Origin of the sequence: Lachnoanaerobaculum sanguinis (genome assembly GCF_033242365.1) — a bacterium.
Classification (GTDB): domain Bacteria; phylum Bacillota; class Clostridia; order Lachnospirales; family Lachnospiraceae; genus Lachnoanaerobaculum; species Lachnoanaerobaculum sanguinis.
The window spans coordinates 1-14,181 of record NZ_BTHK01000009.1 but is presented as its reverse complement, the minus strand read 5'-3'; the positions used below and the strand labels follow the sequence as shown (position 1 = coordinate 14,181).

At 36.1% G+C, this 14,181-nt stretch carries 13 protein-coding genes, 1 other RNA gene and 1 pseudogene; all 15 read right to left on the bottom strand.

Going from position 1 to position 14,181, the window contains the following annotated elements:
* Nucleotides 1-3: 3 nt before the first annotated feature.
* On the bottom strand, nt 4-1,908 hold the full coding sequence (locus SBH76_RS07325) for a DUF5702 domain-containing protein (protein ID WP_317977336.1): 1,905 nt from the start codon (nt 1,906-1,908) through the stop codon (nt 4-6).
* Nucleotides 1,905-2,081: a Flp1 family type IVb pilin gene (locus tag SBH76_RS07320; RefSeq protein ID WP_007594732.1), complete on the bottom strand. Its 177-nt coding sequence runs from the start codon at nt 2,079-2,081 to the stop codon at nt 1,905-1,907. Before SBH76_RS07320 ends, SBH76_RS07325 begins: the two co-directional genes overlap by 4 nt.
* A gap of 49 nt (nt 2,082-2,130) precedes the next feature.
* Complete coding sequence (locus tag SBH76_RS07315) at nt 2,131-3,360, bottom strand: hypothetical protein (protein ID WP_317977335.1); 1,230 nt, start codon at nt 3,358-3,360, stop codon at nt 2,131-2,133.
* A 3-nt stretch (nt 3,361-3,363) separates the two neighbouring features.
* The gene (locus SBH76_RS07310) at nt 3,364-3,936 is read right to left on the bottom strand and encodes a type II secretion system F family protein (RefSeq protein ID WP_317977334.1); all 573 of its coding nucleotides are present in this window, start codon (nt 3,934-3,936) and stop codon (nt 3,364-3,366) included.
* 154 nt (nt 3,937-4,090) lie between these two features.
* On the bottom strand, nt 4,091-5,356 hold the full coding sequence (locus SBH76_RS07305) for a TadA family conjugal transfer-associated ATPase (RefSeq protein ID WP_290648718.1): 1,266 nt from the start codon (nt 5,354-5,356) through the stop codon (nt 4,091-4,093).
* On the bottom strand, nt 5,350-5,829 hold the full coding sequence (locus SBH76_RS07300) for a prepilin peptidase (protein WP_315035288.1): 480 nt from the start codon (nt 5,827-5,829) through the stop codon (nt 5,350-5,352). Before SBH76_RS07300 ends, SBH76_RS07305 begins: the two co-directional genes overlap by 7 nt.
* Nucleotides 5,826-6,833, bottom strand: a complete 1,008-nt coding sequence (locus tag SBH76_RS07295; RefSeq protein WP_317977333.1) for an AAA family ATPase — start codon at nt 6,831-6,833, stop codon at nt 5,826-5,828. The genes SBH76_RS07300 and SBH76_RS07295 overlap by 4 nt, the downstream gene beginning before the upstream one ends.
* 167 nt (nt 6,834-7,000) lie before the next feature.
* Nucleotides 7,001-8,020 (bottom strand): galactose ABC transporter substrate-binding protein, encoded by a 1,020-nt coding sequence (locus SBH76_RS07290; RefSeq protein WP_317977332.1) that lies wholly within the window; start codon nt 8,018-8,020, stop codon nt 7,001-7,003.
* A 15-nt stretch (nt 8,021-8,035) separates the two neighbouring features.
* On the bottom strand, nt 8,036-9,004 hold the full coding sequence (locus tag SBH76_RS07285) for a type 1 periplasmic-binding domain-containing protein (protein ID WP_317977331.1): 969 nt from the start codon (nt 9,002-9,004) through the stop codon (nt 8,036-8,038).
* The gene (locus SBH76_RS07280; RefSeq protein ID WP_317977330.1) at nt 8,991-10,781 is read right to left on the bottom strand and encodes a cache domain-containing sensor histidine kinase; all 1,791 of its coding nucleotides are present in this window, start codon (nt 10,779-10,781) and stop codon (nt 8,991-8,993) included. The genes SBH76_RS07285 and SBH76_RS07280 overlap by 14 nt, the downstream gene beginning before the upstream one ends.
* Nucleotides 10,782-10,784: 3 nt before the next feature.
* Nucleotides 10,785-12,389 (bottom strand): response regulator, encoded by a 1,605-nt coding sequence (locus SBH76_RS07275; protein WP_317977329.1) that lies wholly within the window; start codon nt 12,387-12,389, stop codon nt 10,785-10,787.
* Between the two features lies 1 nt (nt 12,390).
* Complete coding sequence (gene dtd / locus SBH76_RS07270) at nt 12,391-12,828, bottom strand: D-aminoacyl-tRNA deacylase (RefSeq protein ID WP_007594754.1); 438 nt, start codon at nt 12,826-12,828, stop codon at nt 12,391-12,393.
* An 8-nt stretch (nt 12,829-12,836) separates the two neighbouring features.
* A complete protein-coding gene (greA, locus tag SBH76_RS07265) occupies nt 12,837-13,331 on the bottom strand; it encodes a transcription elongation factor GreA (protein ID WP_009662241.1) in 495 nt (164 codons plus the stop codon).
* A gap of 57 nt (nt 13,332-13,388) precedes the next feature.
* Nucleotides 13,389-13,565, bottom strand: a non-coding RNA gene (ssrS, locus tag SBH76_RS07260) — 6S RNA.
* A 131-nt stretch (nt 13,566-13,696) separates the two neighbouring features.
* Nucleotides 13,697-14,181 (bottom strand): annotated as a pseudogene (locus tag SBH76_RS07255) (hypothetical protein); the annotation flags it as partial.

Here is a 14,181-nt window from a genome sequence, read left to right as displayed (position 1 = left end):
CCTTCAATATATTTTCTCCACTTTAACCTGCATCTCATAGCTTGAATTAAGACCTGCAAACTCTTTGGAAAAATATGATATTTCACTGAATACTCTTCCAGCACCACAGCTTATATTTGCATCAATACCGTATATCATATTCTGCATTAAAAAGTCGTTTTGGCTCACACCTATATCAAGCTGCATTATATCCATCATTCTGAAGTTTCTTTTTACGGGATCTTCTATATATAAAAGCATTTTCAAGTATCCCTCATAGTTAATACCACGTTCGGAATCCTTATTGCCCAAAGCCCTGTTTTCCAAAACTTCAAATATCGTGTCAAGATCCGCCTTCCAATCATCTTTCGTCTTTATTATAGGCACCTTGCCCCCTGATAAAAGGCATTTGATATCTATAGCCGATTCCACCAAAGCCCATACCGCTATTATCAAAAACTTGATAAGAAACGTTATTTCAGGCAGACATATCACACCGCTGATTACCTCGGCAAGCTCTCCGGCTCTTTGCATCTTATCGGCATCGGATATGATATGCATATAGTTTAATCCCTCTCTTATTGCAAGAAGAGCCGCCACCGTGTTTTCAAGATTCTCCCTGTCCGAGTCTTTTCCGTTTAATATATATTCAAGCTCATATGAAAGCGGAGTCTTTATATCATCTGTAAAGTCGGCAAAGTATGTTCCGATATACTCATTTATAAGAAGTCTTTCTGCAAGGTTTCTGCCTGTATATCCTCCTGTGACTGCATTTGAAGGAAGAGCGAGTCTGTTTATACTTTTATTTGAAACCTCTCTGTTTTCAGGAATCACGAGAGAGAATATGCCGTCGGAAATCAGTTCTTTCAGTTGCTTTAGCTGATCTTCCTTAACTTCATCAGATATTCCATGCCTGAAGTTCATTCTCATTTCTGTAAGTGAATTTATATCATCACTCACATTATCCCATCCTTCGCTTATTTCACTACTGTGGTCATCTTCTTCATCATCTGATGCCTCAGCTATTCTTTCCTGAAGAATTTCAATATCGGCTTCCAGATGCTCGATTTCCCTTATCATACTTTCAGAAAGTCCGCCAAGTGCTACCACCTCAAGTCTTCTTTCTCCGTCCTTATCTGTGTAATCTTTAAACTTTTCCGTTTCTCCTTCAATATACGCCTTATTGTTTTCTGAGAGTTTTGAAATACTTTCGGCATTCTTATCTTTTATTTCTCCGATTTTCTTCGATAATTTATCGGCTTTCTTTTCATACTTTTTTATAAGATCCGGAACTTTTTTTAATACCTTTTTCAGATTCTTACAAAGCTTTTTTATCTCTGTGAGATTTCTTGCACCAAGTGAAGATTTCATTTCAGATCTTATTTTCTCCTGCTCCGAAATATTTTCAGAAAGCCTTTTTAAAACCTTTTCAACTTCAATTGCTTCCCTTGAACTGAGACCATAGTCGGAAGTAACCTTTTCCATACTCTTAGCATCTTCTATATCTTTCCAAAGCTTATCGGGAGAACTGTCAAATATGGATTCAAAAGTTCCAAGGCCCATATAATCAACAATCTCCTGCTCCAGATACATTCCACCATTGTCATTTAAATATATTTTCTTATTTAAATTCACGTGCGGATTTTGAATCCTGTACATTCCGCTGTTTTTTATATAAGGGTCCATATATAAAAGCATCATATCTTTTACATTCTCATCACTGTAACTTTCCAGACCGAATATCCTGTAATTCTCCCAAAGCTTTCTATGATATCTGCTAAAGACCGAATCAATTGCTGAGTCTCCTGCCACCTGTAAATAAAATCTTGCTCCCGATGTCCTTGCAGACTCCAAAAGCCCGCATATTAAAGCACTGATACAGACAAATATCAGACATATAAAGACGGTAACGGAACCGCTTTTTCTCAATTATATACCTCTTTTGATTTCTTATTGATTTCCTTGAAGATATTGTTCATAAGCTTACTGATATTTCCTTTAAATATAAGTACCAGACCTATCAAAACCACTAAAACCAAAACAATCTCCACTACACCGACACCGTCTTCATTTTCCATAAAATCTTTCCAAAACTCCAACATATTTACTACCCCTTTCTAATTTTATAAAATTCACATTGCTTTTATCAAATCAATAAAATATCAACAATGCAGGTACAATTATTATCATCATCACTATAAGTAACATCATAAAAAGCGGTAAAAGCAGCTTTGTATTTAACTCCTCGCCTTCTCTTCTTGCCAAATTTATCCTCTCATCCCATGCACTTTGTGACTCCATACTCAAGAGACTGTGCAGATTTGCAAGTCCGTTCCTTCTGTTTTGTTCTAAAAGTGATGCCAATTTCATATATTGCCTAAGAGCACAGCTCCTGCCGAAATCCTTATATACAGTATTCTCATATATTCCGGTTTTCAGCTTTGCCAGAGCCTTTACCATTTCCTCATAGGCATATCTTCTTTCATTGTTCTCTTTACATTCATTCTCATAATCTATAACTATGCTTTCCCATGACTGTCTGACAGAAAGTCCCGCACCTATAAATACTATCAGTTTTGAAACTATATCCGGATAATCCTTCATAAGCTCCCTTTTTCTCTTTTCTGTGCTCCGCCTTTCTTTTTCCTTTTCCTGTAAATATAAAAGTATCGCTATAATTACTCCCATAATCGGAATAATATTAAAGTTAAACGCTTCGCCGTAGTGGTATATAAGCCTTTTTCCTTCATAAGTATCCGGCAGAATATAACCGTCTTTTTGGACTGAATCCTTATCGACATTTGCTATTTTATCAATCAGTCCCTTCAAAAGCCTTTCGTCATCCGATAATATTTTCGGACATACTGTTATGGGAATGATATAGCTTTCCTCGTAAGTTTCATAACTTAAGCTCACCTCTATATCAATATTTCTGTTTTCTTTGAGGTTTTCATTATGTACACTTCCCAAGATGTCTATAAGTTCGCTTTCTCCGAAATCCCATCTTACACTGAGTCCCAAATCGCTTATTTCATTTGTCAAATTCAAATCCGTGGTAATATTTTGCAGTGAAGAGTTTTCACCCGGAAGTGTTAAAAGTATCTCTTCCAGACCTTTCTTTATAGCCTCATTTGCCTCATCTTTTGAATAAGTTCTCTTTGTTACAGGTATCTCTATTCTTTGCGGCTTATCAAGTAAACCTTCAACCTCTATTTCCATCTCGGTATCATATTCATCCACACCCGGTCTGTTTATGTAATTATTTTCTACCGTATTTACCTTTAAAAAAGAATTGCAGATACCAAAAATCACAAAGCCTGTTATTACAATCAGCCAACACTTTAAATTATTTAAAAAGATTACTCTCAAATACTTTTTCATATGCTATACCTCTATATTTAAAAGTCTCTTCGAGATATAAATAGCAAACAGATAGACTATAAGTCCTATACTCATACAGGCTCTTCCGATAACGGTTGTATACATAATATTGAAAAAACCCGGTGAACTTATATCAATATATAAAACTATAAAAAGAGGAAATATATTCATAACGGTCTGTTCAAACCTCTTTGCAGTCGTCATGGTTATTATCTCTTCCTTTATTCTCACCTTATCACCTATAACACCTACCGTATGAGCGATAATGTTTTCAAGTTCACCTCCGCTTCTTTTTGCGATCCTTAAAACCTTTGCAAAGCTTCTTATATCTTCGCTGTGACTTCTGTAAGCCAGATCGTTAAATGCCCTTTCAACACTGATATTCATGTAAATAAGCTGATTTATATATTCAAATTCTTTTATTATCAGATTATCTTTAGTATATAAAAGTCTTAACTCCACCAAAGCTTCTTTTACGGAGTTTTCCAATGAATATCCGGCATTTAAAAGTGATGAAAGTATCATTATCGCTTCCTTAAACTCAACTACAAGTCTGCGTTTTTTTGCTGCAATCAATTCTTTTCTTTTTAAATTAGGGTATAAAAAACAGAATGGAAAAAGACAGAAAAATATTATTACGCTTTTATAGAATACATAAGAACCTATGGCTGCTGCCGATACGGCTAAAAAGCTGTATTTTAGCCACTCCGAAACGCTAAATCTGTAGCTGTTATAGTCTATAGCCTGCTGCGAACAATTTTTGTTTGTTTTTAAGTTCTCCGACTTTTTTATGTACCTTTTCTTCCATATCGAACTCATAGAGCTTATTAAGCCCAATCTCCCCATTTTCATAGGGCAAAACCTCCAAAATCTCAAGCATTCTTCTTTCTCCCTCTCTGAGTCTTCCAAGATGTATCAAAATATCCAATGCACTTGCTATCTGCGATCTGATAGCGGCCAGCGGCAGATCCGCACCGCTTAGCACCATTGTTTCAAGTCTTGAGAGCATATCCTTTGCACTGTTACCATGTCCTGTACTGAGCGAACCGTCATGTCCGGTATTCATAGCCTGCAACATATCAAGCGCTTCTCTTCCTCTGACTTCTCCGACTATTATCCTGTCGGGATTCATTCTAAGTGATGCCCTTATAAGATCTCCTATGCCGATACTTCCGTCACCGCTTAAAGTCGCATTTTTTGTCTCAAGCCTTACTATATTTTTTATATGCATCAGCTGTAATTCCGCCGAATCCTCTATTGTAATAACTCTTTCCCCCTTAGGTATATAGCTTGAGAGTGCATTTAAAAAAGTGGTTTTTCCCGAGTTTGTGCCTCCTGAAATAAAAATATTATATCCTGAGCAAACCAGCATCTCCAAAAAATTTGCACATTCTTCAGATATTGTTCCGTATGATATCATTCTCTCCATACTGATAACTTCAGGAAACTTTCTTATTGTAATAATCGGACCGTCAAGAGATATTGGCGGCAATACAATATGTACTCTTGAACCATCTGAGAGTCTGGCATCTGCAATAGGTGAAGACACATTTACAACTCTGTTCACCTTACTTACAATCTGCTGAATCATATCCTCCAAAACCTCATTACTCACAAAGCTCTTATCCCATTTCATGACTTTTCCACATTTTTCCACAAATATATCATCTTTCCCGTTTACCATTATCTCTGTAATGTCTTTGGAATCCAATAACTCCTGCAGTATATCCAGCCTTCTGAACGAATCAAAAAGAGAATTTCTTATATTTATTTTTTCTTCAAGAGGAATATAAAAAGAATGTTCCTTATGTACTATTTCACGATCTATTATTTCATATAATTCTTCATCTTCTATATTTCTAAGATCCGAGAGCTCATCTCTTATTTCTCTTTTCAGCTGCTCATAAATACTTTCACCCTGATTTGCGCTCTCATCTTCACGTTTAACCACCTGTATTCTAAAAATCTCATCATCTGTTATTTTTCTGTTTAACAAAAGCACCTCCATAATATAAAGCCTGCCAAAAAATATGGAGAAACAGGTATCAAATGCTTGTCACTTTTTCTGTATTCATAATATTTTTCAATTCTTCCGGCAGCAAGCACTCTCATACAATAGTTTATAAGCATTGTAATCCTGATTGCTAACTGATTAGTGAAAATCATATAAAGTAATGCGCCCGCTCCTGCCAACACCAATGCTATAACAGTCACATTCACCCCGTCATATGTACCTAAAAATCCTATAACCAAAGAAAACAACTTTATATCTCCGGCCCCAAAAAATCTCAGCCTGTAAAGAATTGAAAATAATATAATTGAAGCAAAAACTCTGAATACAAACTCTACATGTAATATATATACTCCTATAAGAAAATATCCGAAAATAATAATATTCGGAACCTTCTTCCAAAGTATATCCGTCATTGCCGCAGCAAATAACATACTGCCCACTATATAATAAATCATAGGCCCTCAGCTGTCTTTGAAACCTGTGAAAAATATTCACGCCGCTTTAATCTTGTAAAATTAAATATATCTGCGGAAATATCCTCCTTCGGCAATCTCATCTCATATATTTTGTGAATAATCTCAGCATATCCGTTTCGCCCCAGAAGTGATTTAAATTCACTTATCTTTGTCATCTCCACACTGTTATTCTCTCCAATCACCGGGCAGAATATCTTTTCACACATATCCAAAATCTGCATGGATCTGCGGCCTATACTTCCAAAGTCGATTACAATAACTTCAAACAGATTTGCCGAAAGAATATCATTCATAAATTTTGTAAGCTCATTATCGGATAAATAAAACAAGTCTTCATTGTACCTTGCAGGTAGAACAATATTCAAATCCTCAACTCTGCTGATACATTCTCCCAGTTTAGCAAAGTTTAAATCTCCGGTTTTATAACCATAGAAAACATCAGACAGATCTCTACTGTTTTCTTTTCTCAAAACAGAGAACAATGAATCATATTCATCAAAGGAAATAAGCAAAGAACTGTTTTCCTGTGAACAGAAGTAAGAATGAAATGCCACCGAAAGACTTGTTCTGCCACATCTGTTTATCGGAGAATAAACACCGTAGACTTTTGTATTTTTATTACCTGCCGTAAGTCCGAAAGAATTATTACCCGAAAAAAATCCCAGCAGTTCATCAACTATTATATGTACACCGCAAAATTTGAATATTGAACAGAAAAGTTCTGAAGAACCGGTATATTTAGACTCTACCATCGCATCATCTGACAGGAGAACGACCGGAAGTCCCGTATCTATACATTCATCCACATTGTCAATATCCGTGATAAATGCCACTGTCTCCATAGAAGAGCTTTCATTACTGTACATTTGGAATGAAGTATAAGCGACCGCTTTGAAAGGAATTCTATCCTCCTTAGAAAGAAAATCAGATAATTTTAAGGCAAAGCGTATATCCGTATCAATCACCGCTATAATATGCCTCATAAAACTCCTATAGAATTATTTAAAGAAAGGTCCCCATAACACCTCTTAGAAAGGTGTTCTAATCTTTAGACTTTTATCATAATAAAAAAGAGCATAAAAGTCAATGCTCTTTTCAATATTTCATATACAATTTATATATGGAATAAATGTGAATTTTATACAAAAATTTATTTTATCCTAGGAATTTGCCTAACATCATAGGTTCTATTCTCCATTAATTTAGCATTTACATCATCAGGCAAATCCGATTTCCCTATGCTGTGCATCGCTATTTCCACTACCGCCTTGGCATATTCCTTTTTATCACTTTCGATAGTACCCAAAAGCTTACCTTCATTGATTGCTTCAAGGGCCTCCTTTGTTCCGTCTATACCGACAACCTTTATACCTTTTATATTATTGTTTCTTTCAATCGCATCTATGGCACCGAGTCCCATATCATCATTATTGGATATGACAAGGTCTATATTGTCGTAATTATTAAGCCACTCTTCCATAAGCGCGGAGCCCTGTGCTCTCTCCCAGTTTCCGATAGCACCGTTTAGCTTATTTATCGGAATATTGTTCTCCTGCAAAGTTTTTATAACCCATTCTGTCCTTACAAGAGAATCCTGATGACTCGGTTCACCCTCTAAAAGCACATAATTTATCACACCGTCACCGTCTATATCTATACTGTGAGGATTTTCATTGTAGGCATTTATTATTATCTTGGCCTGCTCGATTCCTGCGGACTTCGGTCCTGCACCTACATAATAAATATTGTCCGCTCTGTTTAAGTCATCATCCACCGGTTTTCTGTTAAAAAATACTATCGGTATTTTTGCGCCGACAGCCGTTTCAATCATATTTGAAGCGGCAAATCTGTCAACGACATTTATAAGAAGTACATCATAGTCAAGAGATACAAATCTATCCACCTGATGATTTTGAGTATTTTGATTGTCTCTGGCATCCACCACCTCAAGATTTATCTTGATATCATGTTCTTTTTCATATTCCTTTACATACTCTTCTATTTCCTGCCTGACATTTGAGATAAATGTATCGTCAAATCTGTACAGACAAAGTCCTATCTTGATGACATTTTTCTTAGGCGATGCAACCCTGCTCATCATAGATATACAGCCGACGACAAGAACAATTACCAAAATCGCCATGCTTATTATAAAACCATGTTTTTTCATCTTCCTCCCACAGTGCTAGTCAATAGGGAAAAGCTGTTTTATTATATCCTCATTTTCCAGGCTTTCCTTATCCACCAGCATATTTTCCATATCGATATTTGACATATAATTTGTCTTTTTTAAATCCGCCATAAGCATCTCCACTGCCGAATATCCTTCTTCATACTCATTTAAAGTAGCTATTGCATCTATACTGCCCTCACTTAATTTATTTAAAAAGAATGTGGTGGCTCCTATGCAATAAAACCCGTGTATATGTTCCTTATAAACGCTGCTGCCTCCAAGTATCTTACATATATTCTCAGTGCTTTTCTTATCAAGTGAGAATATAAAAGCGCTTTTCTTACTGTGCACCAAATCTTCTATTGCCGTCCGAAACTCCTTTTCATCTCCCTCTACAAGAATTATATTAGAAGATTGTTTTGATTTCAAGAAATCTGTTTCCTTTGACACACCTGCAAGATTCAAATCATTTACAAATACATAAACCGGTGAACTTCCGTCATACTTTTCTTCAAATGCCGTGTAAAGCCTTTCAATCATATCTGTATAGTCAATATTTATAGTCCTCTTTGAGATATTTATACTTGGATTTGCACTTCCTATCTTAGTCGTATCAAATACATCCGTATCCTTTGACTTTAATACAACCACCGGTGACTTTATAAGATTGATTTTTAAATCATTTTTTGCCAGCACAATAATACCGTCGGCACCGTTTTCCTCCTCGGATTCTATAAGCGTCTTCTGATTTATATTATTTAATGTAATCAGGTTTATATCTATATTGTATTTCTTTGCGGCATCATCCACACCCTTTTTAAGATTGGCGTATTTACTTTCATCCTCACCGTCAAGTATCAAAGATACCTGATAAACTCTCGGTGTTTCTTCTTTTAATATCAAATTTGTCTGCGAAATTACAAAGAGTAAGATAATTGATACAAACCATATTATCCATATATATATTTTATCTGTCTTCATCATTCTCTCCATATACTACAGCAGGCAAATGAATTGTAATCTTTGTACCTTCATCAGGTTCCGATTCAACTTTCAACCCGTATTCACTTCCAAAATACAGCTTTATTCTTTCATTTACATTTTTTACACCGATACCGGATCCTTTTTTACTTGGAACAAAGTCTTTACTCAGTAAAGTTTCAACCATATCTTCACTCATTCCAAGTCCGTTGTCCGTTATCGTAAAATAAAGACTGTCATCCTCTTTAAATACTTTTACGTCTATCTCACCGTCACCGTCCATAAACTCCATTCCGTGATATATCGCATTTTCCACCAATGGCTGAAGCATAAGCTTTAAAGATGAATAAGAAAGCACTTCCTCATCCACATCTATGCTATATTCAAACCTGTTTTTGAAACGCATATTCTGTATCATCAGATAGTTTCTTACATGCTCCACCTCATCTTTTACAGTGATTATATTCTTTCCCTTGCTTAATGAAATCCTGAAAAACTTTGCAAGTGCCGTCACAATATTTACAGCCTTGTCGGAGTTCTCGTTTTCAATCATCCAAACGATAATGTCCAAAGTATTGTATAAGAAATGCGGATTTATCTGAGACTGCAATGTATCAAACTCGCTCTTTCTCTTGGCATTGTGCTCAGCCACAAGATCCGACATCAATACCTTTATCCTGCCAAGCATATTTTTAATTGACTTGCCGAGATGTTCCACCTCATAAGAACCGCTAGGTACTATCTCCACATTCAGATTTCCGCTCTCAATCTCTCTTACACTGCCGTCAAGACTCTTTATAGGATTTGATATCTTATCGGAAATAAAGGCATTTATCATAGCCAGTAAAAATAAGAAAAGATCGGCAACGAAGAGTACAAAGAATCTGAATTTTATTCCGTCTACGCCAAGTGCCGCACTTGGTGTCACCCCCACAAGCTTCCAACCTGTATATCCTATTGTCCTTACATTGAGTGTAATATTTTTACCGCCAAGATTTTCAACTGTTATTCCGTCTTTTAAAGTGGCGGCATATTTATTGTCTTCCTTAAATCGTCCCGAATATATCTCATTTTGTTTCGGATGCCATATGATATCACCACTATCATTGGTCAGATACACATAACCTCCGTTTCCCAAATTTACATTTGAAAATATCTCCTCAAAATACATATAGTTTAAGTTGATAAGAAGAAGTGCCTGTGTGGCCTTACCCTCATCAGTCACCTCCACCGCTCTTGAAAGAGAAATCACCCATGAATAGCTGCTTTCATTCCTGTCAAAGAGATCTCTGATATGTGGCATGGAAAAGTTGATATATTCACTTTCCGCCATACTTTTTTTAAAAAAATCCTTTTCCAAAACATTGCTGTTATCTTTAAGTCGTAATGCAGGCATGGACTCTATAAGCTCGCCCTTTCCGGATATCAAAGCTATATCATCTATCATATTGTCATTGTTGACATAGATAAGGTTCATACCCCTTTTTATATCATCATTTGATATATCTGTATTTTTGATAACATTATAATAAATGGAATCGGATACCTTCATGGCATTTCTAAGATATGAATCCACAGACTCTCCAAGCTGTCCTACAATACCTGAGTTTTCCTCAATAATGGTAGCATTTAAGCTGTTTGTAAATCTTTGAAATATTATAAGGCTTATAAGTGCTATGGCTATAATCGCTGTAACTGTAAAGTACATGAAAATAGAGCTTTGTATGCTCAAATTTTTTATACTCAAGTTTTTTAAACTGAATTTCCCTTTTTCCATATACTAACCTTGCTGTCTGTACTTTGAAGGTGAAACCCCATACTTTTTCTTAAACACATAGCTGAAATAATTCTGATCCGCATAACCCACCATTTCCGCTATAATATATGTCTTTTCATCTGTAGTCTTTAAAAGCTCCACAGCCTTTTGCAATCTTACATTGGTCAGGAAATTTACATAGGATATCCCCATATCCTTTTTAAAGTTTGTGGAAAACCTGGCAACGGAGACATGTAAATGTTTACAAAGTTTTTCAAGCGACAAATCCATATCCGCAAAGTTCTCTTCTATATAGGCCTTAGCCTCTTCAAGTACCTTTTTTGATGTGAAAGCTCGATCTTCTCTTATCTTATGAGCGATATTTATGCTTGCCTCAAGCAGCCACTCTCTGAAACCGCCTGTATCCTTTATCTTATCCAAAAGATCTATATAATCTGTAGCCGTCTTTGTAAGTACTGAAAGCTCAAGTCCGTAATCCTGTACCAGACTTATAATAATATTTATAACATTTATCATATAGGACTGATACTGACTTGAATGTACCTTTGATTCCTTAAGCTTTGATGCTATTTTTTCCACATATTCTGCTATACTTTCATCACTTCCGAACTTTAATATATTGATATATTCCTTTGCTTCAATATCTTCAAACTTCAGCTTATCAGACTTTACAGGCTCCATATCTTTTATATAAATAACTTCGCCGCTTCCTACAATACCTCTGTATCCGAGAGCCTCCTTTGCAAGAGTATATGACCTGTGGAGATCTGTGATATCCTTTACACTGATACCCAGACCTATGGTAAGGTTTACACCTATGGCTCTGTTTACATCTCGTATCGCCTCTGTAAGTATGGACATTATATAGTTTTTTGACATCTTCTCAGGAAGTCCTGTCAATATAACTATACTTGTTTCCGAATACATGGAAAAGACCTCCGCCTGTAATTTATATTTCAGGTTTTCAAGGAGGTTGACCTTTACAGATATAGGTATAAGTTCTTTATCCACTATGCTGCTGTCCATATCATCTATGTGAACGGCGGCAACTATATATCTGTCTGCATTGTTTAAATTTATATCATATTCGGACATAGCATAATCTATCTCCGAAGCACTTATACTTCCATGTATAATACCGTTTAAAAACTGCTCCCTGAGTATAGGAATACTGGCTTGGTATCCTCTTCTGAGTCTTTCAATATCTCTCTTTTTATCAAGTTCCTCATCCATACTTTTATGTACTTTTCTGAGGATCTCCGTAAGCTCAACGGCGGAAACAGGCTTAAGCACATACTCTATTACGCCCATCTTAATGGCTTCTTTTGCATAGTCAAAATCATCAAATCCCGAAAAAATAATGGACTTTATAAGAGGATATCTTATATTTATTTCATTTATCAGCTCAAGTCCGTCCATATATGGCATTCTGATATCGGTAAATACCAGGTCCGGATTTAAATTTTCTATTTTCTCCAGTGCTTCAACACCGTTTTCGGCATCTCCAACAACTAAAAAACCTTCTTCTTCCCAGTTGATTTTTTTTATAATACTTTTTCTGACTTCTTCTTCGTCATCCACAAGTAAAATTTTGTAAAGTTCTCTCATATTAAAGTTCCAATACTATAGTGAAAGGTCCGTCATTTTCAAGGCTTACCTTCATATCCGCACCGAATACTCCGCATTCTGTATGAATATCCGACTTCTTGCCAAGTTCCACCATATACTCATAAAGTCTCTTTGCCTCATCCGGTGAGCCTGCACCTATAAAGCTCGGTCTGTTTCCCTCTTTGCAATTTGCCAGCAGCGTAAACTGTGATACAAGTAAAAGCTCACCGCCCACATCTTTTAATGAAAGGTTTGTTTTTCCGTTTTCATCTTCAAATATTCTAAGTTTGATAAGCTTATTAAAATACTTTTCAACGATTCTTTCATCATCATCTGCCGCTACACCTACCAAAACCAAAAGACCTTTATTTATCTTTCCTACTTCTTCACCGTCTATTTTTACATTTGCATGATTTACTCTTTGTATTACAAGCTTCATATTTCCTCCTAAAACGATCTTATCTCGTCTTCTTCATTGCTTATTTCTATGGACATTATTTTTACATAATATCCTCCGTCGCCTACAGGCACAAGTACTCTGTCACCTTTTTTCTTACCTATTATGGCCTTACCTATCGGTGACTCTATACTGAGTCTGCCTTCCAGTGAATCTCCTCTGATTGAAGTAACTATCTTGAACTTTTCACACTCGTCATCATCTTCAAAATAGAGTTCTACAACCTTGTCAATTCCGACCTGATCTTCTTTTGTCTTATCTTCATATACATGACAGAATCTAAGCATTCTCTCTAAATAATTGATTCTGCTCTCATTCTTGTTTTTCTCTCTTTTTGCGGCATAATATTCAAAATTTTCAGACAAATCTCCATGTGCTCTGGCTTCCTTTACAGCCTCTATAAGTTTCGGTCTAAGCACAAGTTTTCTTTCTTCTATCTCAGCCTCTATCTTTTTAATATCATCTCTTGTAAGCGTCTCTGCCATAAAACCATCCATATACTTTTTTATATAAAACAAAAGAGTAGTAAAAACTACTCTTTTTTAAACCCCAAAGTGACGGCTCTGCTTATTGACGCCTAGCGAAGCTAGGTGGGTTACCTCACCTTGATATCTGCCTTCTACCTATAGAAGCTTGACATCCATCGAAGGTTATTTGGAATCCCATAAATCAAAATGTAGGTTCAAAATTGGCAAAGTTATCGCTCACCTCAGGAATTTTCTTTATATTAAAATTATAATACAAAATATATTTTTTTCAATATATTTCAATCAAAAAGTCCGGAAGTCATACAAAGTATTTCTTCCGGACCTGATTTTATCTTTCGATAACTTCTGTTATCTAAATAAAACTATTCAGTTCTTCTCTTTTTGAAGATACATAGTGCAGCAAGTGCACTTGACATAATCAACATCAAACCGTAAACCGGAGTTGCATCTTTGTCTTCAGTCTTTGGAACTGACAGCGCCACTCTTGTATCTGAAATGGATTTTGTTGTATCCTTGCTCAGTTGTGCCTTCTGTGGCTGTGGAGTTTTCGGCTCATCTGTTACGATTACCGGCTTCTCGATTGCATTCATTGATGTTGTATTATTGTTTACAGTTGCCTTTCCCGGTCTTACACTTGTGCTTCCACCTGAACTTGAACTGCCGCTTCCACCTCTGCTTGTGTTTGAGCTTGTCGCTATTGACGGGGTCGCTACAGGTCTTGTAGGTCTTATAACTACATCCTCATCTCTTCCCGGTATAGTGATCTGGCTTGGGGTTGCCACTCTTATCGGAGTTGTAGGGGTTGTCGGTGTGGTAGGGGTTGTCGGTGTACTTGGATTTACCGGTG

What these genes read in the sequence shown, in the direction of transcription:
- SBH76_RS07320 (WP_007594732.1), bottom strand. Translation starts at nt 2,081, where the DNA reads ATGTTGGAGTTTTGGAAAGATTTTATGGAAAATGAAGACGGTGTCGGT.
- greA (WP_009662241.1), bottom strand. Translation starts at nt 13,331, where the DNA reads ATGGCAGAGACGCTTACAAGAGATGATATTAAAAAGATAGAGGCTGAG.
- SBH76_RS07285 (WP_317977331.1), bottom strand. Translation starts at nt 9,004, where the DNA reads ATGAAGACAGATAAAATATATATATGGATAATATGGTTTGTATCAATT.
- SBH76_RS07315 (WP_317977335.1), bottom strand. Translation starts at nt 3,360, where the DNA reads ATGAAAAAGTATTTGAGAGTAATCTTTTTAAATAATTTAAAGTGTTGG.
- SBH76_RS07295 (WP_317977333.1), bottom strand. Translation starts at nt 6,833, where the DNA reads ATGAGGCATATTATAGCGGTGATTGATACGGATATACGCTTTGCCTTA.
- SBH76_RS07280 (WP_317977330.1), bottom strand. Translation starts at nt 10,781, where the DNA reads ATGGAAAAAGGGAAATTCAGTTTAAAAAACTTGAGTATAAAAAATTTG.
- SBH76_RS07275 (WP_317977329.1), bottom strand. Translation starts at nt 12,389, where the DNA reads ATGAGAGAACTTTACAAAATTTTACTTGTGGATGACGAAGAAGAAGTC.
- dtd (WP_007594754.1), bottom strand. Translation starts at nt 12,828, where the DNA reads ATGAAGCTTGTAATACAAAGAGTAAATCATGCAAATGTAAAAATAGAC.
- SBH76_RS07290 (WP_317977332.1), bottom strand. Translation starts at nt 8,020, where the DNA reads ATGAAAAAACATGGTTTTATAATAAGCATGGCGATTTTGGTAATTGTT.
- SBH76_RS07300 (WP_315035288.1), bottom strand. Translation starts at nt 5,829, where the DNA reads ATGATTTATTATATAGTGGGCAGTATGTTATTTGCTGCGGCAATGACG.